The sequence below is a fragment of the Nonomuraea sp. NPDC049158 genome (assembly GCF_040648335.1).
Taxonomy (GTDB): domain Bacteria; phylum Actinomycetota; class Actinomycetes; order Streptosporangiales; family Streptosporangiaceae; genus Nonomuraea.
In genome coordinates, this window is record NZ_JBEZDM010000014.1 from 237,253 (window position 1) to 253,840 (window position 16,588).

Consider the following 16,588-nt stretch of genomic DNA (forward strand, 5'->3'; position numbering starts at 1 on the left):
AAGGAGTGCCGATGCACGCTGTTTCCGCCACCGCCCGCTGGACGGCCGCCGCCAGGGCGAAGGAGTCGCGACGCGAAGACGCTATCTTCACCGACCACCTGGCGGGGGAGCTCGCCGGAGAGGAGGGCACGACCCTCTTCGCTCGCTACGACAACCCGGGCGTCGGCGAGTTCATCGCCATCCGGACCCGCTATCTGGACGACGTGATCTCCGAGCGCTCCGGCCTCGGACAGGTCGTGCTGCTGGCGGCCGGCCTGGACACGCGCTCCGTACGGCTGCCGTGGCCTCCCGAGACCGTGCTGTACGAGATCGACCAGGCCGACCTGCTGGAGGAGAAGGACAAACGGCTCGCCGAACTCGGCGCCCAGCACCGCTGCGCTCGCCGGGCCGTCGGCGCCGACCTGACCGGCGCCTGGCCGCAGGCGCTTCGGGAGGCCGGCTGGGATCCGGCTGCGCCGACTCTGTGGGTGGTGGAGGGGCTGCTGTTCTACATGCCGGAGCCTGACGCTCGCCGGCAGGTGGAGCTTGTCGCGGAGATCACGGCTCCGGGGAGCGTGCTCGCCGGGGATCTGCTCAGCCACCAGTCGATGATCAGTGAGTTCTCGGCGGAAGGGTTGCGCAGGCTGACGGAGGACGGCTGCCCGTGGCTGTTCGGCACGGACGAGCCGGAGGAGTTCCTGTCGGGATGCGGCTGGCGGGTCACGGAGCTGAAGACCCCCGGGGAGGAGGGCGCCTCGTACGGCCGGTGGCCGTGGGATCCGCCGCTGCCACGGGACGTCATGGGCTTCCCCCGGAACTTCCTGTTCATCGCGGACCATTAACGTACATGCTCATCGCGGACCACTGACGTACGCGCTCATCGCGGACGCTGACGTAAATGCTCATCGCGGACCGCTGACCAGCATGGTCACGCGGTGATCGTGGAGTGATCGTTTGATCACGTTCGGTACCGGCCATTTGCACCCGCAGGTAGCCTTGGCCTGTGGCAGGTGCCTCTGACCAGCCACGTAACACCCCTTCCCCCTCAGATCACGGGCCGGTGCGGCTGCCATCACGTTGAGTTCGCAGCGTTCAAAGTGTCTCCTCAGCCGCCCCAACTGATAGGAGACTTGTGTTCAAGGCAATCAGCAGGCGATCAATGGCGCTGGCCACCCTCATGGCTCTAGGGCTCGCACTGATCACCACCACCACGGCCGCTGCGGGCGTGAACCACGCCGCCATCATCGGAGGGAGGGACGCGACTGAGCCCTACTCGTTCATGGCGTCCTTCCGGCTGAGCGAAGTGCCCAACCACCACTGCGGCGGCGCCCTCATCGCCGCCGACTGGGTCGTCACCGCCGCCCACTGCAAGGGACTCATGAAACCCGGCAAGACACGGGTACGTATCGGCTCCCTCGACCGGGACAAGGGCGGAGTCGTCGCCCGCGTGAAGCGGGTCGTCACCCATCCCGACTGGAGCGGACGCGACTCGGACGGGGAGCGTAAGGGCGACCTGGAGCTGATCCAGCTGGACCGGCGAGTGAACCTCGCACCCATCCGCATCGCCGACAGCGCCGGCCGAGTGGGCGACCCGAGCCGAGTCATCGGCTGGGGCATGACCTGCGAGAGCATGGCGAGATGCGAGAACGGTTCTGAGAAGCTGCAGGAACTCGACACCGTACGCGTATCCGACAACCGTTGCGTCGACCTCAACAGCGGCACCGAGCTGTGCACCAGCGACAGCGCCGGGCGCGCGGCCAGCGCCTGCCACGGCGACTCCGGCGGCCCGCAGATCCGCAAGATCGCCGGCCGGTGGGAGCTGATCGGAGCCACCTCACGCGACGGTGACGACGTGGACGAGCGGATGGGCGGCGGCGCCGGCTGCTCCACCAACCCCGACGGCGGGCCGGGGGTCGGCATCTGGACGGACGTGACCCACTACCGTTCGTGGATCACTCGCACCATCGAGGCGTGACCCACTAGGACGGTGATCCCCCTCTATGGGGGGCGGTCTCCCCCGAACGGGGGAGTCTGGACGGCTCGAGTGGCTGGCAGAGTCGTCGCCCATGAGGATGATGGGTTACGCGGCCATGGGCTGGACCGGGCTTTACGTGGTGTCGAAGGTGTTCTTCGCCTTGGAGGGGCGGCTGGGGGTCACGGGCGGCCCGCAGGTCGCCCCCGAGAGCTACCAGAGCTACGGGCCAGGCGAGGTGGCGTCGGCTCAGTGGGCCAACGCTGACAGCGGGTTGCTGATCATCATGTTCCTGCTGGCCGCCCAGGTACGTTTCGACAGGCGCTGGCCGCGCGTGGTCCTGCTTGTCCTGCTGTGGCTGTGCACCGCCATGGCGGCGGTGGGGGCGGTCGGCATGCTGGGCGGTGCGCTGCTCACCGATCGCGGCGGTGCGATCTACGGCGGCTACTGCGCGGTCTGGTCCGTGCTCCTCTTCCTGGCCACGTGCGACCTCCAGCGCCGCCCTCTCCGGGCCGCGGCATGAAGCGCGGGGGCGGCCCAGGGCCGGGAGCGCCGACGGCCGCATGTGTCGGTTGGCTGGCGTTGTAAGACAGATATAAAGATCAAGCCCTGTAGATGCCCCTCGATGTGTGTGTCCGAAACCATCCTGGTGGCGTGGTTGGGGCGGTGAAGGCGGCCGGTGTTGTCGCTTGCCAGGGCCCGATCTTGCTCTCACAGGGCACGCCCATCGTCCTGGGGCTCCAGATGTTACAGAAAATGTGTTCGAATTTTGAGTGATCCATCTCACTCTTGTCGGCTTGATCAGGTGAGGATATTGATCTTGTGTCATGTCGACTCATCCCTGATTGAGGGTGTTAGTGAGCGAGTTACCACGTACAAAGAGATTGGGCGGGAAACCGTCCCGACAGATCGCCCTGGCGACGGTGCTCACGGTGGCAGCATCGCTGCTGGTAGCGGGAACGGTCTCGGCCATGGCCGACCCGGTCCCGGACGGCACTGGTGGGATCGCTCCCGCCTCCACGAAGACCACCTTCCCTCGCCCTGAGGATCCGGACGCGGTCTTACGCGCGGCCGTGGAGGAGGCCGTGAGGCGCAACGAGGCGGTTCCCGTGGAGGCGGCGTTCACCGAGACGTCGCGTACATGGGCTTATCCGGACCGCCATCTGGCGACGGAGTCGTACTCCGGTCCTGCCCAGCTCAAGCAGGGAGACGGCTCGTGGGCGTGGATCGACACGTCCCTGATCGAGCAGAACGGGGTGCTACGGCCCAAGCGCGCCAAGGGTGGCGTGCGCCTGTCGACCGGCGGCACGCAACCGTTCGCGACCATGAAGCTGGGCAGGGACCGTTCGTTCGGGCTGTCCTGGCCGACGGCGTTGCCACGCCCTCAGATCAAGGGCAACGTAGCCACGTACGTAGGAGCCGCGGGCCCATCGGCGGACCTTGTAGTGACGGCCCTACCTACCGGATTCCGGCACGACATCGTGTTACGCGAACGGCCGACCGGAGCGGTCGAGTTCCGCATCCCGGTGCAGGCTCGCGGGCTCGATCTCAAGACGACCAAGTCGGGTGGCCTCTCGCTGACGGCCGCCAAGGGCAAGCAGGTGGCCTCGGCGCCGACGCCGCTGATGTGGGATGCGGCATCCGACAAGCCGAGCGCTGAGCACCCCGGCCGCCAGGCCAAGATTGACACGACGGTCGAGGGCAAGGACGCATCGACCGTACTGGTACTCAAGCCGGACACCGCATGGCTGGCCGACCCGGCCACCCAGTACCCGGTCACAGTCGATCCCACCACGACCCTGGGAGTGACCAAAGAGGTCGGGGTCCGGTCTCCCGACGAACAGCGCGCCCCCGGCGTCGTGAGCCGGTCGAACTGGAAGGAGTGCTCAGGTACGGGCTGTACTCCCGCCTATAAGGAGCGCATCGGCCGGACGTTGATGGCGTTCGACACGGCGCCGATCGCGGGGCGGCAGGTGGTCAAGGCCACGATGCAAATGCAGTTGCGTCTGGACGTCATCAACTGCAGTGAGTTCCAGGGAATCGCCGCGCAGCGCATCACCGAAGCCTGGGTCGCTGACGATGTCTGGTGGGACGACCAGCCGGCCAGCACCGGGGAGGGACGCGCCTCGATCGATCCCTGCTCACTGCCGCGTACGGCCGGAGCGGTGTGGAGCTGGGACCTGACCACGATGGCCGGGCTGTGGGCCTCAGGCACCCCCAACCACGGACTGACGCTCAAGCTGACGCAGGAGAGTCCTGTCACGAAGAACTTCGGTGAGGACTTCACGTTCTATTCGAAGTCCAACACTGGTGGTACGCCGCCGAAGCTGAGCGTCGACTGGGTGCTGCCGCCCGAGATCCCCACAGTGAGCGCCGAGTCGATCGACTCGATGAGCGGTAACGACGCCATCGCGCGCAGCACCAACGTCAAGGTGTCCTACAACTCGCGCGTCCCCGAGGCGACCAACCTTGACTACACGGTGACGGTCAACGACTCGACCATGGCCCCGCCGGCGCCGCAGCTGCCGACTGGGGAAGCGGCCTACTACAAGCTGGATGAGGCCTCGGGTGCTACCGCCACGGACTCCGCCGGTACTGCACCCGCCACCCTGACCGGTTCGTACATCCGCGTTCCCGGCCAGCTCGGGCAGGCCGTCAAGATGACTGGCGGCGCGTACGCCGCCACCACCAAGCCGGTGATCAACACCAACCAGAGCTTCACCGCCGCCGCCTGGGTGCGCCTGGACAGCAGTACCGCCGACCAGGCCATCTTCTCGCAGATGGGCGTCAACTGGCCCGGCTTCACCCTGGCCTACACCACCTCCGACGCGCCCGAATACGATCAGCGCTGGCTGCTGTCCATGGTCACCCAGGACATCCCCAACGCGATCCACGAGCGCGTCATCCAGTCCAAGAACCTGGCCAAGATCGGCCAGTGGACGCACGTGGCCGCCCAATACGACGCCACCGCCCACAAGGTCCGCCTGTTCGTGGACGGCGAGCTGGCAGCCGAGGGCGATCACACTGTGGACTGGAACGCCCGCGGCAAGTTCCAGATCGGCCGCGGCCTGATCCTCGAGGGCGACGGCAAGCTCGAGGGCGCGGTGGACGACGTCCACGTCTACCAGCGCGTGCTGAGCGCCGCCGACATCCGCACCATGGTCGGCGTCCCGACGACCACGACGCACAACAACATCCCGTCGGGCCAGGTGCTGGACAAGGTGTTCACCTTGGACAACCCGGCCAGCTTCAAGTTCGTGGTCAAGGCGTGCCGCAGCGGCGTCGTACCGCCGTCGTGCAACGAGAGCCCGGCCTACCGGATCACCTCGGACGCGCCGATGCTGCCGAGCGACACCGAGACCGGCATGGCCGACCCGACCCAGCCGATCTTGTCCGGCATGGTCAACCGGCCGTCTTGGAGGTTCCGTCACGGCCAAGTACTACCTGTACGACAACACCGGCGTACCGATCGGCTCAGCGCCACTCGGCACCCGTACGGTCAACGGCGGCGAACGGGCCTCGTACCAAGTCCCCGCGAACACCGTACAGCCGGGGCGTACCTACAAGTGGCAGATGATCGCTTGCGCAACGGGGCCTGACTCCTCCAGCCCCGGCCCTGACCCAACACCCAACCCAACGCCGACACCGACCCCAACGCCCACGCCCACGCCCACCCCAACGCCAACCCCAACTCCGAATCCGACGCCGAGCGGCCTGGTTGCCGCCTACGGCATGGACGCGGGTACCGGAACCGCCGTCGCCGACAAGACCGGCACCAACAACGGCACCTCCACCAGCACCTCCTGGGTGGCCGGCAAGTACGGCAAGGCCCTGTCCTTCAACGGCACCTCCAGCTGGGTCACCGTCAACCACTCACCCTCGCTGAAGATGACCAACGCCCTGACCCTGTCGGCCTGGGTCAAGCCCAGCGCCGTCGATGGCTATCGCACCGTCATGGGTAAGGACATCGCGACGCTCGACGATCTCGGCTACGGCCTGTACGCCTCCAACGGTTCCACGCCCATGGGTCTGCTGACCATCGGTGACGATCTCGAATCGGTCCCAGGAAGTGGATCGCTGCCGGTCAACACCTGGAGCCACCTCGCCGTCACCTACGACGGCACCACCGCACGGCTGTACGTCAACGGCAGCCAGATTGGCCAAAATCCCATCACAGGCAATCTGCTCGACGACGGCAGCGCCTTCCACATCGGCGGCAACACCGCCTACGGCGAATACTTCAAGGGCGTGATCGACGAAGTACGCGTCTACAACCGCGCGCAAACCGCCGCCGAACTCCAGACCGACATGAACACGCCGATCACCCCCACCACTCCTTCGGCAGCCGCACGGTCCGTCGCGCCCCCTGTTGCGGACAGCCCCGCCAGTGAGGTCTGCACCTCCAAGACCGCTCCGGTCAGTTTCACCACTCCCGGCACACCTCCTCCCGACCCGGTGGAAGACGTCCGGTATCTTACGCTGGGTAACGATAGCTTCGTCATGAAGACGGCGAAGGCCGGCGCAGACGCATGTGATGGGGGCGCGTGCCCATTCACTGACAGCGACTCGGTCCAGGTCGGCGGGTCTGGCGTCGACAACATGGTCAGCGTGGTGAAGGTTCGGCTGAACGAGTTACCTGAGGGTGTGATTCCTCTTGAATCCCTCTTGGATCTGGGAAGTCCCGCTTGTTCGGGAGGTCCGTGTCCTCAGGGTGCCAAAGTGACGATGACGCGGCTGGATTCCTCTGTTACGGAGCAAACCACCACCGCCAATCTGGTGGAGACAACGAATTCCGCCTCGAAATATTCGACCGATGGCGCACAGGCGCAAGCGGATATTGTCGGCGATGAGCAGTCGTGGATGCTGCTCCGGTCGGACAGCCCCACAACAATATCGTTCAACGCGTCTAGTGCCGTGACACGGCCCACCTTGAAGGTCGGCTACCTACCAGCAGGTCCGCCGAGCAAGGTCCGCGACCTTTCTGGTAAGCCAGGCGATGGTGGGGTTATCGCGAGCTGGGCTTTGCCGCAAAACAATGGGTCGCTTGCCATGCTCGACGGCTACGACGTCGAGGTAGTGTCTTCAGGAGGCACTACCGTTCAAACCCTGCAGCCCAAGCAGCCGTCGATCACGATAACCGGTCTCACCAACGGTGATACCTACACAATTAAGGTTGCGGCTCGCACCCGCTTCGGCAGAGGAGACTGGGAGGCAATCTCACTGGCGCCCAAAGCCCTCATCATTCCAACGACTGCCGATTGTCCGTCGGCCACGAGCATAGAGACGCTCAAACTTACAGTGACCGAGTATTATTTGCGCCAGAGCGGCGTCGTAGAGGGCAGCTATCCTGATGTCTGGTCCAGTAGCTACGGGGCTGTCAAAGACAAGAATGCTGATAAGAAGTCGACAGCCTCGGCGGCTCTGGACCCTCGCAATCCTGTTACCGCCAAGCTATCTCTCACCAATCCGATCCTCACTGCCGAAAAGGATGGGCTGGATAAGAGCCATACAAGGCGGACAGATTTCTCCGTGTCCCTCAGCGACGTACTCGCCTATAATGCCCCAGATGGAACGCTCGCGCTTCGAGCCACGCTCCATCGCAGCTGGACAGATATCACCACTAGCAGTGGTGGCGACGGCCTGTCCAGGTCTACCGGCAACGAGATCTCCAAGCCTACCAACTTAAGCGACTCGTTCGACTACTCCTACGGTGCCTGCGGGCAAGTGAGACTTGTGTCCGTCTCGCCTGATGTCGACATCAGCGGCATGGATATGATTATCGACGGTTCCGAGTCGAATGGAGGGTGCGAAGGCGGGAGTTCGGCTGCACGGACCCTTGCCACGCCACTAGGATTCTGCGGATCTCAGAAGAATGGCGATGTAGTCACGGACTTCCGACTGCTTTGCGACTTCGGCCAGGACGTTTGCGCTTTCCAGACCTACGGAAAGCAGAATGTTATGTCAGGGATGGACGTCGAAGTAGGAGGGGTCCTGCGTTGGTCTGGTAGGCATAACTACCTCTGGGGAGGGCCTACGAGCATGAAAGTAGAGGAGCTTCAAGCAGGGCGATTTCAAAGTCGAACGGTTGACGGTTCGATGTGACTCTGTGTTATCAGTGGGATAGCTCGGAGAGGGTTGCGGCCAATCGCCTGAACGGTCTCCTTGATCTTGGAAATGCCATGGATACTGAACAGGCCGAGGGCAAGGTTGCGGAGGGTGGCCAGCACCCGTGGGCCATGACCGAGGTAGGCCTGGTGATCGTCTTCGAGCCAGACGGTGTCGCGGGATCGATGCTCCAGATTCTCGATGCCCCAGTGCGTGCGAGTGTGCGCCGAAATCTCGGCTGCCGACAGGTGGGCGCGGCTGGTGATCATGATGACGACTTCCTTGCTGCGAGGGGATCCGGCCAGGTCGGCGACGTCGCGGCGGATGACGGCCAGGCGCGCGGCGTGCGGTAGGCCGAGGTCTTCATCGATGGTGGCGGCCCAGGTGGCCCACCGGTTGATGCGCCCGTGACCGCGTTCGGTGATGACATGGTGTGGGTCGCCGGCGATCAGGTCGCGGGCTGCGGTGACGGCGGCGGCGTACAGGCTGGACCGGTTGCCCTTGACGGCGAGCAAGTAGTCGGCGTTTGCCTCTTCCACCAGGTAGCGTGCGGTCTCGGCACAGGTGTGTGCCGCGTCCGCGGTGACCAGCGCCCCGGTGAGGTCCAGTTCCATGGTCTCCAGCAGGGTGCGCACCTGCGTGGTCTCGGTGGTGTCGGTGGGCACGGCGACCTGGCCGAGCACGATGGCGTCCTGCCCGTCGCGGCGGTGGGTCATCGCCGAGAACAGCACCAGCCGCCCGTCGGCGTTCCAGCTGCCATGGAGATCCTTGCCGTCCAGCGCGATCGTCCAGCCCTGCGCATGGCAGGCCGCGTGCCTGCGCAGCCAGGCGCCCACGGCGGCGTCCAGCGCGTCGGCATCCACTTCGATCAGCACGCGCCGCAGCGTGGCGGCGCTGGGCGCCAAGCACCGGCCCGAGACCGGATGGCGGCGGCAGCGCAGCAGGTCAAGCAGACGCTGAGGCAGATCCGCCGCAGTCGAGCCCATCTCCCGGTAGTTGGCCGCTCCCGCCAGTGTCACCAGGACGGCCACTCCCAGCACTGCCACCAGCGGATGCCGCACTCCGCGTGGATCGCGCGGGTCGGTGATGCCCGCGATCATCTCCAGCAGCGACGAAACCTTGGCTTGGGCATGGGAAACTGGCACCGATGACCTTCTTGTCGTGATCTGGGAGCGTAGAGAACTCCATGATCACAGACGGAAGGTCATCATTATTTCTGCGGTCACGCTATGTAGCGACGATGGATCCGGACATCACGTGACCATCACCTCACAGCGGCGACCTTGAAATCGCCCTGAGCTTCAAGGGTGGGCCACCCTCAATCTTACGCCAGCCTTCAAGGCCAATAAGAAAAATAAGGCACTACTCAAGAATATAAAGCTGAGCGTCGGCAGCACGGCGAAGTTCTCGCTCACCGCAGGAGACGTGTCCATTGATCCCGGTGGCGCGGCAGCCGGCTTCAGTAAAACAGCGGACTCGGCCACGTACTCAATCCAGGGAAGTGACGGCTCGCAGCGCGTCCAAACACCGCCGCCTGGGAAAGTTCGGTCATTCGCCGTTGACTGATGGCATTCTCGGCGTATGCTGGTTCGATAGTATTCGGCATGTCATGAACGCCACTGTTCAATACAAGCGTTCCGATGGGGCTGAATTCTCCGACCCGATGTTCATGCAGAGTTGCTGGTTCAGGGCAACGACGATCTACTAGTCGGTTTGCCGGTGAGGCCCTCATGGCCTCACCGGCAAACTCGGGCCAAAAAGAATGAAATGTCAATGTCAAAACGAATGCAGATCGATCTGTTATCTAGAGTTTTGCGCTTGGCTAAGGTCCTTATGATCACGCAGGGGGCCGTTATGCTCCTTGGTCTCGTGACCAAAATGGCTTTGATTCTGTCGAGCTCGTCTGCGAGTTTGGAGTTTTTACTGCTTCCGCCCCTCTCTGTTTTTTCGTTGGTAAGCGTTGCTCCTGCTTGCTTGGCTGGATTAATCTCACCGCACAGACGATTGGTCGGCATCGCGACTCTCGTGGCAGAGAGCTTGGCCGCTGTATATTCGGTAATTGTTATATATTCTAATCTCAATTTCTGCCTGCTAGTCAATTTTGTCGTCGCGGTGGCGGTTATCTTGATGCTTGTGTACGCCGTCATAAATATGAAAGAGTTCAGCGGGACCTGATCGATCCCTTGCTGCCCGAGTCAAATGCCAGCGGACGTCCGTAGAAGCGCCCGCGCCGGGAGATAATCAACGCCGTCTTGCAAAAGCCTTTCAGGCTAGCCATGATCGCACCCACGCCCACAGCCGTATCCATTCACGCCTGCGATTGATCAGGCGTTTTGGGGTGGCATCCAGGTATCCATTCACGCCTGCCGCTGAGCTGAGGGTGGTTTTGGGGTAGACGCGCCGGTTTCCGCTGAATATGGGGATCTTGGTGTTGGTCGTCGTACTTTGGGCTGGTGGCCCCCGATCCCGCGAGTTGGAGTCGTGAGGAACTGCTGGCTGCGCTGGCCGAGCGGGACAGGGTGATCGCCGCGTTGATGGCCGAGGTCGAGCAGTTGAAGCGGCGGGTGGGGATGGATTCGTCCAACTCCTCGATGCCGCCGGGTTCGGACGGTCCGGCGGCGCGGGCCAAGCGCGCCAAGAAGCCCAAGAAGCGCTCGCCCCGGCCGCGTGGTGGGCAGCCGGGGCATGAGGGTCGCGCTCTGGCCTGGCGCACCAGTCCTGACCAGGTCGCCACGGTTGGCCCGCCCAGCTGTTGCGGGTGTGGCCACTCGCTGGCCGGCCTGGAAGGGAAGGTCGATGCGCGGGTGCAGGTGTTCGACACGGCGCCGGTGAAACTCCAGGTCACCGAGTATCGCTTGCTCCAGGTCGCTTGCCCGGCCTGCCGCCGGGTGACCAAGGCGGCCACCCCGGCGGGGCTGGCCGGGCCCTGCTGCTACGGCCCCAACGTCCGTGCGGCGACCGCACTTTTGGCCTGCGCCGGGCATATGAGCGTTGAGCGGGCCGCCGACCTGATGGGCGTGCTGCTGGACGCGCCGGTCTCCACCGGGTTCACCGATGGGCTGGTCAAGCGCGTCGCCGACCACCTGACCGGTTTCGAGAGCGCACTCAAGAACGCGTTGCGGGCCGCGCCGGTGCTGCACCACGACGAAACCCCGGCCCGCGTCTCCGCCGACGATGAGGATCGGCTGCTGTACATCTACACCGCCTGAGCCGACCGGCTGCTGTGGTTCGGCGCCGCCGCGGGGCGCGGCCATGACGCCCTCGATGGGTTCGGGATTCTGCCCGGTTATCGGGGCACCCTGGTCCGCGACGACTATGCCGGCTACGCCAAGTACGACACCCACCTGGCCGCAGTGCAGCTGTGTTGCGCGCATCTGCTCAGGTCGTTGCGCGGTATCGGTGAGCTGGACGGCGACGGCAGCCGGGTGCAGCGCTGCTGGACCGAGCCGGTCATGAGCGCGCTGACCGACGCCAAGGCCGCGGTCGCCAAGGCCCGCACCGAGGGCGCCACCACCATGGAGGCGGAGGCTCTGGACGAGCTGCGCGCCCGCTACGACGAGGCGGTGGCCTGGGGCATCGCCACCAACACCCATCGCGACTGGCCCAGCGGCCGACATCCCGGCTACACCCTGGCCAGACGGCTGCAGATCCGGGCCACCCAGGTGTGGCGCATCACCGCCGACTTCGCCGTGCCCTTCACCAACAACCCCGCCGAGCAGCCACAGCGCATGGTCAAACTGCAGATGAAGATCGGCGGATGCTGGCGCAGCGTACGCACCGCCGCACGCTACTGCCTCATCCGCTCCTACCTCGGCACCGCCCGCAACCACGGCATCCACCCACTCGACGCCCTCCGTGACGCTCTGGCCGGAAACCCCTGGATGCCACCCCAAAACGCCTGATCAATCGCAGGCGTGAATGGATACTCAGCAGCGCCTGCTTCGGCTGGCAGCGCAAAGATTACTCGCAGAGCGCTAACCTCGAGGTCAGCCCCGGGAATATCGGAGACGTCGCCCTTTCTGGTGGCATGACCCTGGCCGCCGCGGCTGGCGAAGACTGTCAGAACTACAGCCCTATGGCGAAAGGAAAAATCGGGAACCATAAACTACAGGACGACTACCCGCTCATTGTCGGACGTTGCCCTCAAGGCAAATTGAACGACTGCAAGATCGTCGCTACCCGGACACGCTTACCAGCCGTGTGGCGTGGGATTTCAGGGCGTGGGACCGGCTTGACAACGGAAAGCTCAAAAAGAAGCGCTTCCAGTCGTTCCCCATCACGCACACCCTGTACGTGGAGGCGAGCAGATCCTTCGATTATGGCAACATCAATCCTGAGGTGACGAAGTGCAACGCGAGAGCGCGCCGCTCCTCGCTCGAAGTACAGCCTCTGTAGGCACCGTAGTTTGAGCTCTCGGGAAGCGAAACCTGCTTCCCGGGAGCTTGTGCATCTGTTAAAATTTCCGGCATGAACTCGGTGCCCAAAAAAGCTTACTTATTGACGGCGGGCATTGCCCTTTTGGTCATTGCGATCTGGGTGAACTCGGCGATCCCACGATCGCCTTGGGCGGAATATATTGAGAGGAATAGGTTGCGGTTGGTCGTTCTGAACGCCTTCGCCGTCACCTCTTTTGATTACCACGTTAACTTTTCCGCGATGCAGACCGCGAACATGCTGAACCGTGAAGCGGATATGTCGGACAAGGCGATCATGCCGATCATAATCGGGCCTCGAAGGCCAGTCGGACTAGAACGCGGTGATTGGCTGCGGACGGAGATCCGGTTGAACGCCTCAGGAAAGATCTCGATGCCCAGCGTGGATGAGCATAGATTGTCTTCACTGCTGGCGGCGGCTGACGGCATGGGCACTCAGACCACCGAGGCCGCGCATGCACTTATAAATGCTCTGAGCAAGTCAGCGCCAAGCGTCAATGTAGACGTCCTTGTGAAGTTCAGGTCGCCTATCACAGACCGTGGCCTGGCCGGCGTTGCCCCAGAAGAATTCCCTCCTCAGACAATATTGATAGCACCTGCGAACATGGGCGATCAACCTATTGTTTGGGACCGGCAGAGCTGCGTCCAGCGAGGGATGGGCAAAGAGTGCATGAATCCTCATGCGACGGTCAGTCAGTTCTCTGAATGGGTTGCAATGCTCGAACCGGAGGACGATGCACTCCTTGAACAGTATGATCTGAGCCTTGCGAAACTGCGGTCCGTTGCCGCTGGAGGCAAAATCTATGGCGCCATCGTCACGGCGCCGGCCAACCTGCTGCCACCGCTGTTCGCGAACACGGATGTGGCATGGGCGAAGTTCTTGGACATCGTTCCACGCTGAACAAAACAACTCGGTGGGCTCTCAAAAACTCGAAACAATTCAGCGCGGAGCCATATCCGGAGGGCGCCGGGCTGAGGGGCGCCAAGCGACTGGTCGAGGTCTGTCGCCGCCGGAGGCGGGTCCATCGCTCCGATCTTCATCGAGCACGCCACCCGGGCCGTCCGTTTATGGGGGTAACAGCGCCTCCGAGCGGAGCCTAGGTGGCGCGGGCCCGCAACCTGCTTCATTGAACTGGGAGACCAGGCCGAGGTCCTACGGTTCGTCATCCGCAATCGCGACACGAAGTTCACCGTAGCGTTCGACGAGGGTTCACCTCGCTCGGTGCCGCGTCATCGAGACGCGACTGTGCGCACGTTGCAATATGCAAAGAAAATGCTTGCCGATATGCAACAGTCGCTCACGGTAACCGCAGCTGAAGTTGAACAGCCGCAACCTGAGTAGGTCAATAGTTTGCCAGACCGAATTGTCGCGAACCGAGCCGGATCTCGCCTCTAGGCATCTGTCTCGCCGGCGTCCTGGGTGAAGAGAACGCAACTCTGCTCGTGTACGCAAGCGAAAGGATGGTGAGCCGAATCCCTGTGATTGTCTAGCCTAAATAATTCGCGCGCCCAGAAGACCATGGGGTGAAGCAACTGTAATACTCCAGCCGTAGATCGTGATCATGGTTGCCTCGATCGGGGCGGTAGCGGCTTGCCTGATCGCGGTCTGCGCGCTGACAGCGGGTGGACCAGGGGCGGCCGAGCAGGCACTATGCCTCGGTGAGCATCATCATCAAGTTCTTCGTGGCACCGAGTCACGAAGCTGCGGCTGCGGTTGTGGATGGCGGCCCCGACGGGGCTTTCGAGTCGCTGTCGTACGGCAACTTCGACGCTGAAGAAGCGCTGATCGAGTGGGAGGGCATCTTCACCGGTCGGAGCTTTGACGAGCTCATCGCTGCTGATGAGCCCGAAGTCGTCGCGGATCCTGGCGATGGCAAGGGCCCCATGCTCCTCGCCGCCTCCAAAGCCCTTCAGGACGCACTCGCCGCTGCCGGCCAGTCCCGGCTTGTCGAAGCCAGCCGGCTGTGGGTTCAGGAGCGGGCGGCGGATGGCGAAGTGTTTGACCAGGAGATCGCGACCCAGCTCCTGAGCGATCTGGCCCGGCTTGCTCACGGTCTCCGCGGGCGAGACCACCGCCTGTACTGCTGGACGGCGTAAAGACGGAGCCGGCCACCGTTGATCATCGTCAGTTGTGTCGACAAACGTAGATCAGCTGGTGGCCGCGGTCCACAGCGTAGACCCTGCCCGCTGGCAGGAGGCGTTCGAGGTCCTGATGGCCCGGATAGCGGGCCGGTTCGCGCGGGTCGAACCCCGCCGCCGGGTGAGGGACTTGGTGCGGGGACTGCTGTCGGACCTGCCACGCAAGAACTGCTGGAGTATCGCGGAGTGGGCCGGGGAGGCCAGTCCGGACGGTATGCAGCACCTGCTCGGCCGGGCCAGGTGGGATGCCGACCGCGTGCGTGATGACGTGCGTGAGATGTGAGCATCTGCATGACGAGGATGCGGTGCTGGTGGTCGACGAGACCGGGGACGTGAAGAAGGGCACACACACCGTCGGCGTCCAGCGCCAGTACACCGGCACCGCCGGGAGGATCGAGAACGCGCAGGTCGCGGTCCACCTGGTCTATGCGGGCCGGCGCGGGCACGCGGTGGTGGACCGAGAGCTGTACATCCCCCGCTCGTGGACGTGCGACCCGGACCGCTGCCGGGCCGCGGGCCTGGGCGAGGACACCGCCTTCGCGACCAAGCCGGAGTTGGCCGCCCGCATGATCGGCCGGTTCCTCGATGCTGGGCACTGCGTGGGCTGGGTCGCGGGGGACGAGGTCTACGGCGGCAACCCGAAGCTGCGGTCCGCCCTGGAAGAGCGCGGGGTCGGCTACGTGCTCGCCGTCGCCTGCTCAGCTGAAGTCACCACTGGTGCGGGGAAGATCCGCGCGGACGCCCTGGCCGCGAAGGTGCCGAAACGGGCCTGGCAGAAGATGTCGGCAGGGGCCGGCGCCAAGGGGCACCGATTCTACGACTGGGCCGTCATCGGCCTGGCCGAACCCCGGCCCGGCAGCCACAGGCTGCTGATCCGCCGCAACCGCACCACCGGTGAACTCGCCTACTACCGCTGCTGGTCGTCCGTCCCGGTGCCCCTGGCCACGCTGGTGCGGGTTGCCGGGTCAAGATGGCGGGTGGAGGAGACCTTCCAGTCTGGAAAGGGCCTGGCCGGACTGGACGAGCACCAGGTCCGCCGCTTCACCTCATGGTCTCGCTGGACCACCCTGGCCATGCTCGCGCACGCTTTCCTCGCCGTTGTCCGCGCTGATGAACACGCCCGCCATCTCGCCCCGGACGGATTGATCCCGCTCACCTGCAACGAGATTCAGCGACTGTTCACGACGCTCGTCGTCCGGTCCGTGCGCGATGCAGCCCACCGGCTCCGCTGGTCCGCCTGGCGCCGCCGTCACCAGGCCCGAGCCCAGGCCAGCCATTATCGTCGACAAGCCGCGAGTGAGACATGAAGATCACGATCTACGGCTGGAGTACTAAATAATCTCGTTATCAAATCGACTCAAGAAGCGTGCTTTAGCGCGAAACGAGACAACGGTACAGTAGGATTTAACATTTCCATCGACAGCCAGAGGGTGGGGCCGCCAGAGTATCTGGAGAGGTAATTAATTCCGTCGAGACCACGTGTAAGTCGTGCGACAATGTTGGCCCCGTAAAACCGCGAAACCCTAACGGTGGGGACGTCTTCAGGTTGAAGGCGGTATGGACCAAGAAGACGGCAATGGCCGAGTGTTTCGAACGGTTAGGGGGCGTACTGCGAACTAGTCGATTATCGGCACCGACTCGAGTGGGAAGTTACATTCTGCCATCATGTAACGGCAGAGGTCACCGACTGTCGAGGGTGGATCCAAACCCTTGCCGCAGCTTTGCATGATTTCCCGGGTCGAAAGCAGGGGCAACGGCTAGAGCATTCCCGCGCGATGTTGTCTAGGGGTTGCCTATCGGCCCCTCCTGGTCGCATATGTACAACCACCCGAAATAGATGGGAAAAATGCATGGCGTCTACGAGAAAGAGTGCTTCATTCTTTCTGATTGCTACACGAAATACGCTCCTGATTGCCGGGCTCCTCTTTACGGCGCGTGGCTTATATATGGCCGTCTTCGA

The 16,588-nt window shown here is 63.8% G+C and carries 8 protein-coding genes and 2 pseudogenes; 9 read left to right on the forward strand and 1 reads right to left on the reverse strand.

Annotated elements, in window-relative coordinates:
* The first annotated feature begins 11 nt into the window (after positions 1 to 11).
* The 5 genes from AB0B61_RS29465 to AB0B61_RS29485 all read left to right on the forward strand — a co-directional run bounded on the left by AB0B61_RS29465 (position 12) and on the right by AB0B61_RS29485 (position 8,053).
* Positions 12 to 821 (forward strand): SAM-dependent methyltransferase, encoded by an 810-nt coding sequence (locus AB0B61_RS29465; protein ID WP_358438388.1) that lies wholly within the window; start codon positions 12 to 14, stop codon positions 819 to 821.
* A gap of 290 nt (positions 822 to 1,111) precedes the next feature.
* A complete protein-coding gene (locus tag AB0B61_RS29470) occupies positions 1,112 to 1,954 on the forward strand; it encodes a serine protease (protein ID WP_358438391.1) in 843 nt (280 codons plus the stop codon).
* 91 nt (positions 1,955 to 2,045) lie between these two features.
* The gene (locus AB0B61_RS29475; RefSeq protein WP_358438394.1) at positions 2,046 to 2,474 is read left to right on the forward strand and encodes a hypothetical protein; all 429 of its coding nucleotides are present in this window, start codon (positions 2,046 to 2,048) and stop codon (positions 2,472 to 2,474) included.
* 409 nt (positions 2,475 to 2,883) lie between these two features.
* Positions 2,884 to 5,550 carry a LamG-like jellyroll fold domain-containing protein gene (locus tag AB0B61_RS29480; protein ID WP_358438397.1) on the forward strand — a complete coding sequence of 889 codons (2,667 nt, stop codon included), beginning with the start codon at positions 2,884 to 2,886 and terminating at the stop codon, positions 5,548 to 5,550.
* A 133-nt stretch (positions 5,551 to 5,683) separates the two neighbouring features.
* Positions 5,684 to 8,053 (forward strand): LamG-like jellyroll fold domain-containing protein, encoded by a 2,370-nt coding sequence (locus tag AB0B61_RS29485; RefSeq protein ID WP_358438400.1) that lies wholly within the window; start codon positions 5,684 to 5,686, stop codon positions 8,051 to 8,053.
* Here AB0B61_RS29485 and AB0B61_RS29490 read toward each other — a convergent pair.
* Positions 8,023 to 9,201 carry an ISAs1 family transposase gene (locus tag AB0B61_RS29490; protein WP_358438403.1) on the reverse strand — a complete coding sequence of 393 codons (1,179 nt, stop codon included), beginning with the start codon at positions 9,199 to 9,201 and terminating at the stop codon, positions 8,023 to 8,025. The genes AB0B61_RS29485 and AB0B61_RS29490 overlap by 31 nt on opposite strands.
* A gap of 1,308 nt (positions 9,202 to 10,509) precedes the next feature.
* Between AB0B61_RS29490 and AB0B61_RS29495 the strand changes: the two are divergent.
* The 4 genes and pseudogenes from AB0B61_RS29495 (at position 10,510) to AB0B61_RS29510 (ending at position 15,935) form a co-directional block, all read left to right on the forward strand.
* A pseudogene (locus AB0B61_RS29495) lies at positions 10,510 to 11,958 on the forward strand (IS66 family transposase).
* Between the two features lie 565 nt (positions 11,959 to 12,523).
* Positions 12,524 to 13,390: a hypothetical protein gene (locus AB0B61_RS29500; RefSeq protein WP_358438406.1), complete on the forward strand. Its 867-nt coding sequence runs from the start codon at positions 12,524 to 12,526 to the stop codon at positions 13,388 to 13,390.
* Positions 13,391 to 14,148: 758 nt separating this feature from the next.
* Entirely contained in the window at positions 14,149 to 14,586 is a 438-nt protein-coding gene (locus AB0B61_RS29505) for a hypothetical protein (protein WP_358438409.1), read from the forward strand.
* Between the two features lie 115 nt (positions 14,587 to 14,701).
* A pseudogene (locus AB0B61_RS29510) lies at positions 14,702 to 15,935 on the forward strand (IS701 family transposase).
* The last annotated feature ends 653 nt before the right edge of the window (positions 15,936 to 16,588 follow it).

Coding starts and splice junctions, on each gene's coding strand:
- AB0B61_RS29500 (WP_358438406.1), top strand. CDS start 12,524: ATGAACTCGGTGCCCAAAAAAGCTTACTTATTGACGGCGGGCATTGCC.
- AB0B61_RS29465 (WP_358438388.1), top strand. CDS start 12: ATGCACGCTGTTTCCGCCACCGCCCGCTGGACGGCCGCCGCCAGGGCG.
- AB0B61_RS29485 (WP_358438400.1), top strand. CDS start 5,684: ATGGACGCGGGTACCGGAACCGCCGTCGCCGACAAGACCGGCACCAAC.
- AB0B61_RS29475 (WP_358438394.1), top strand. CDS start 2,046: ATGAGGATGATGGGTTACGCGGCCATGGGCTGGACCGGGCTTTACGTG.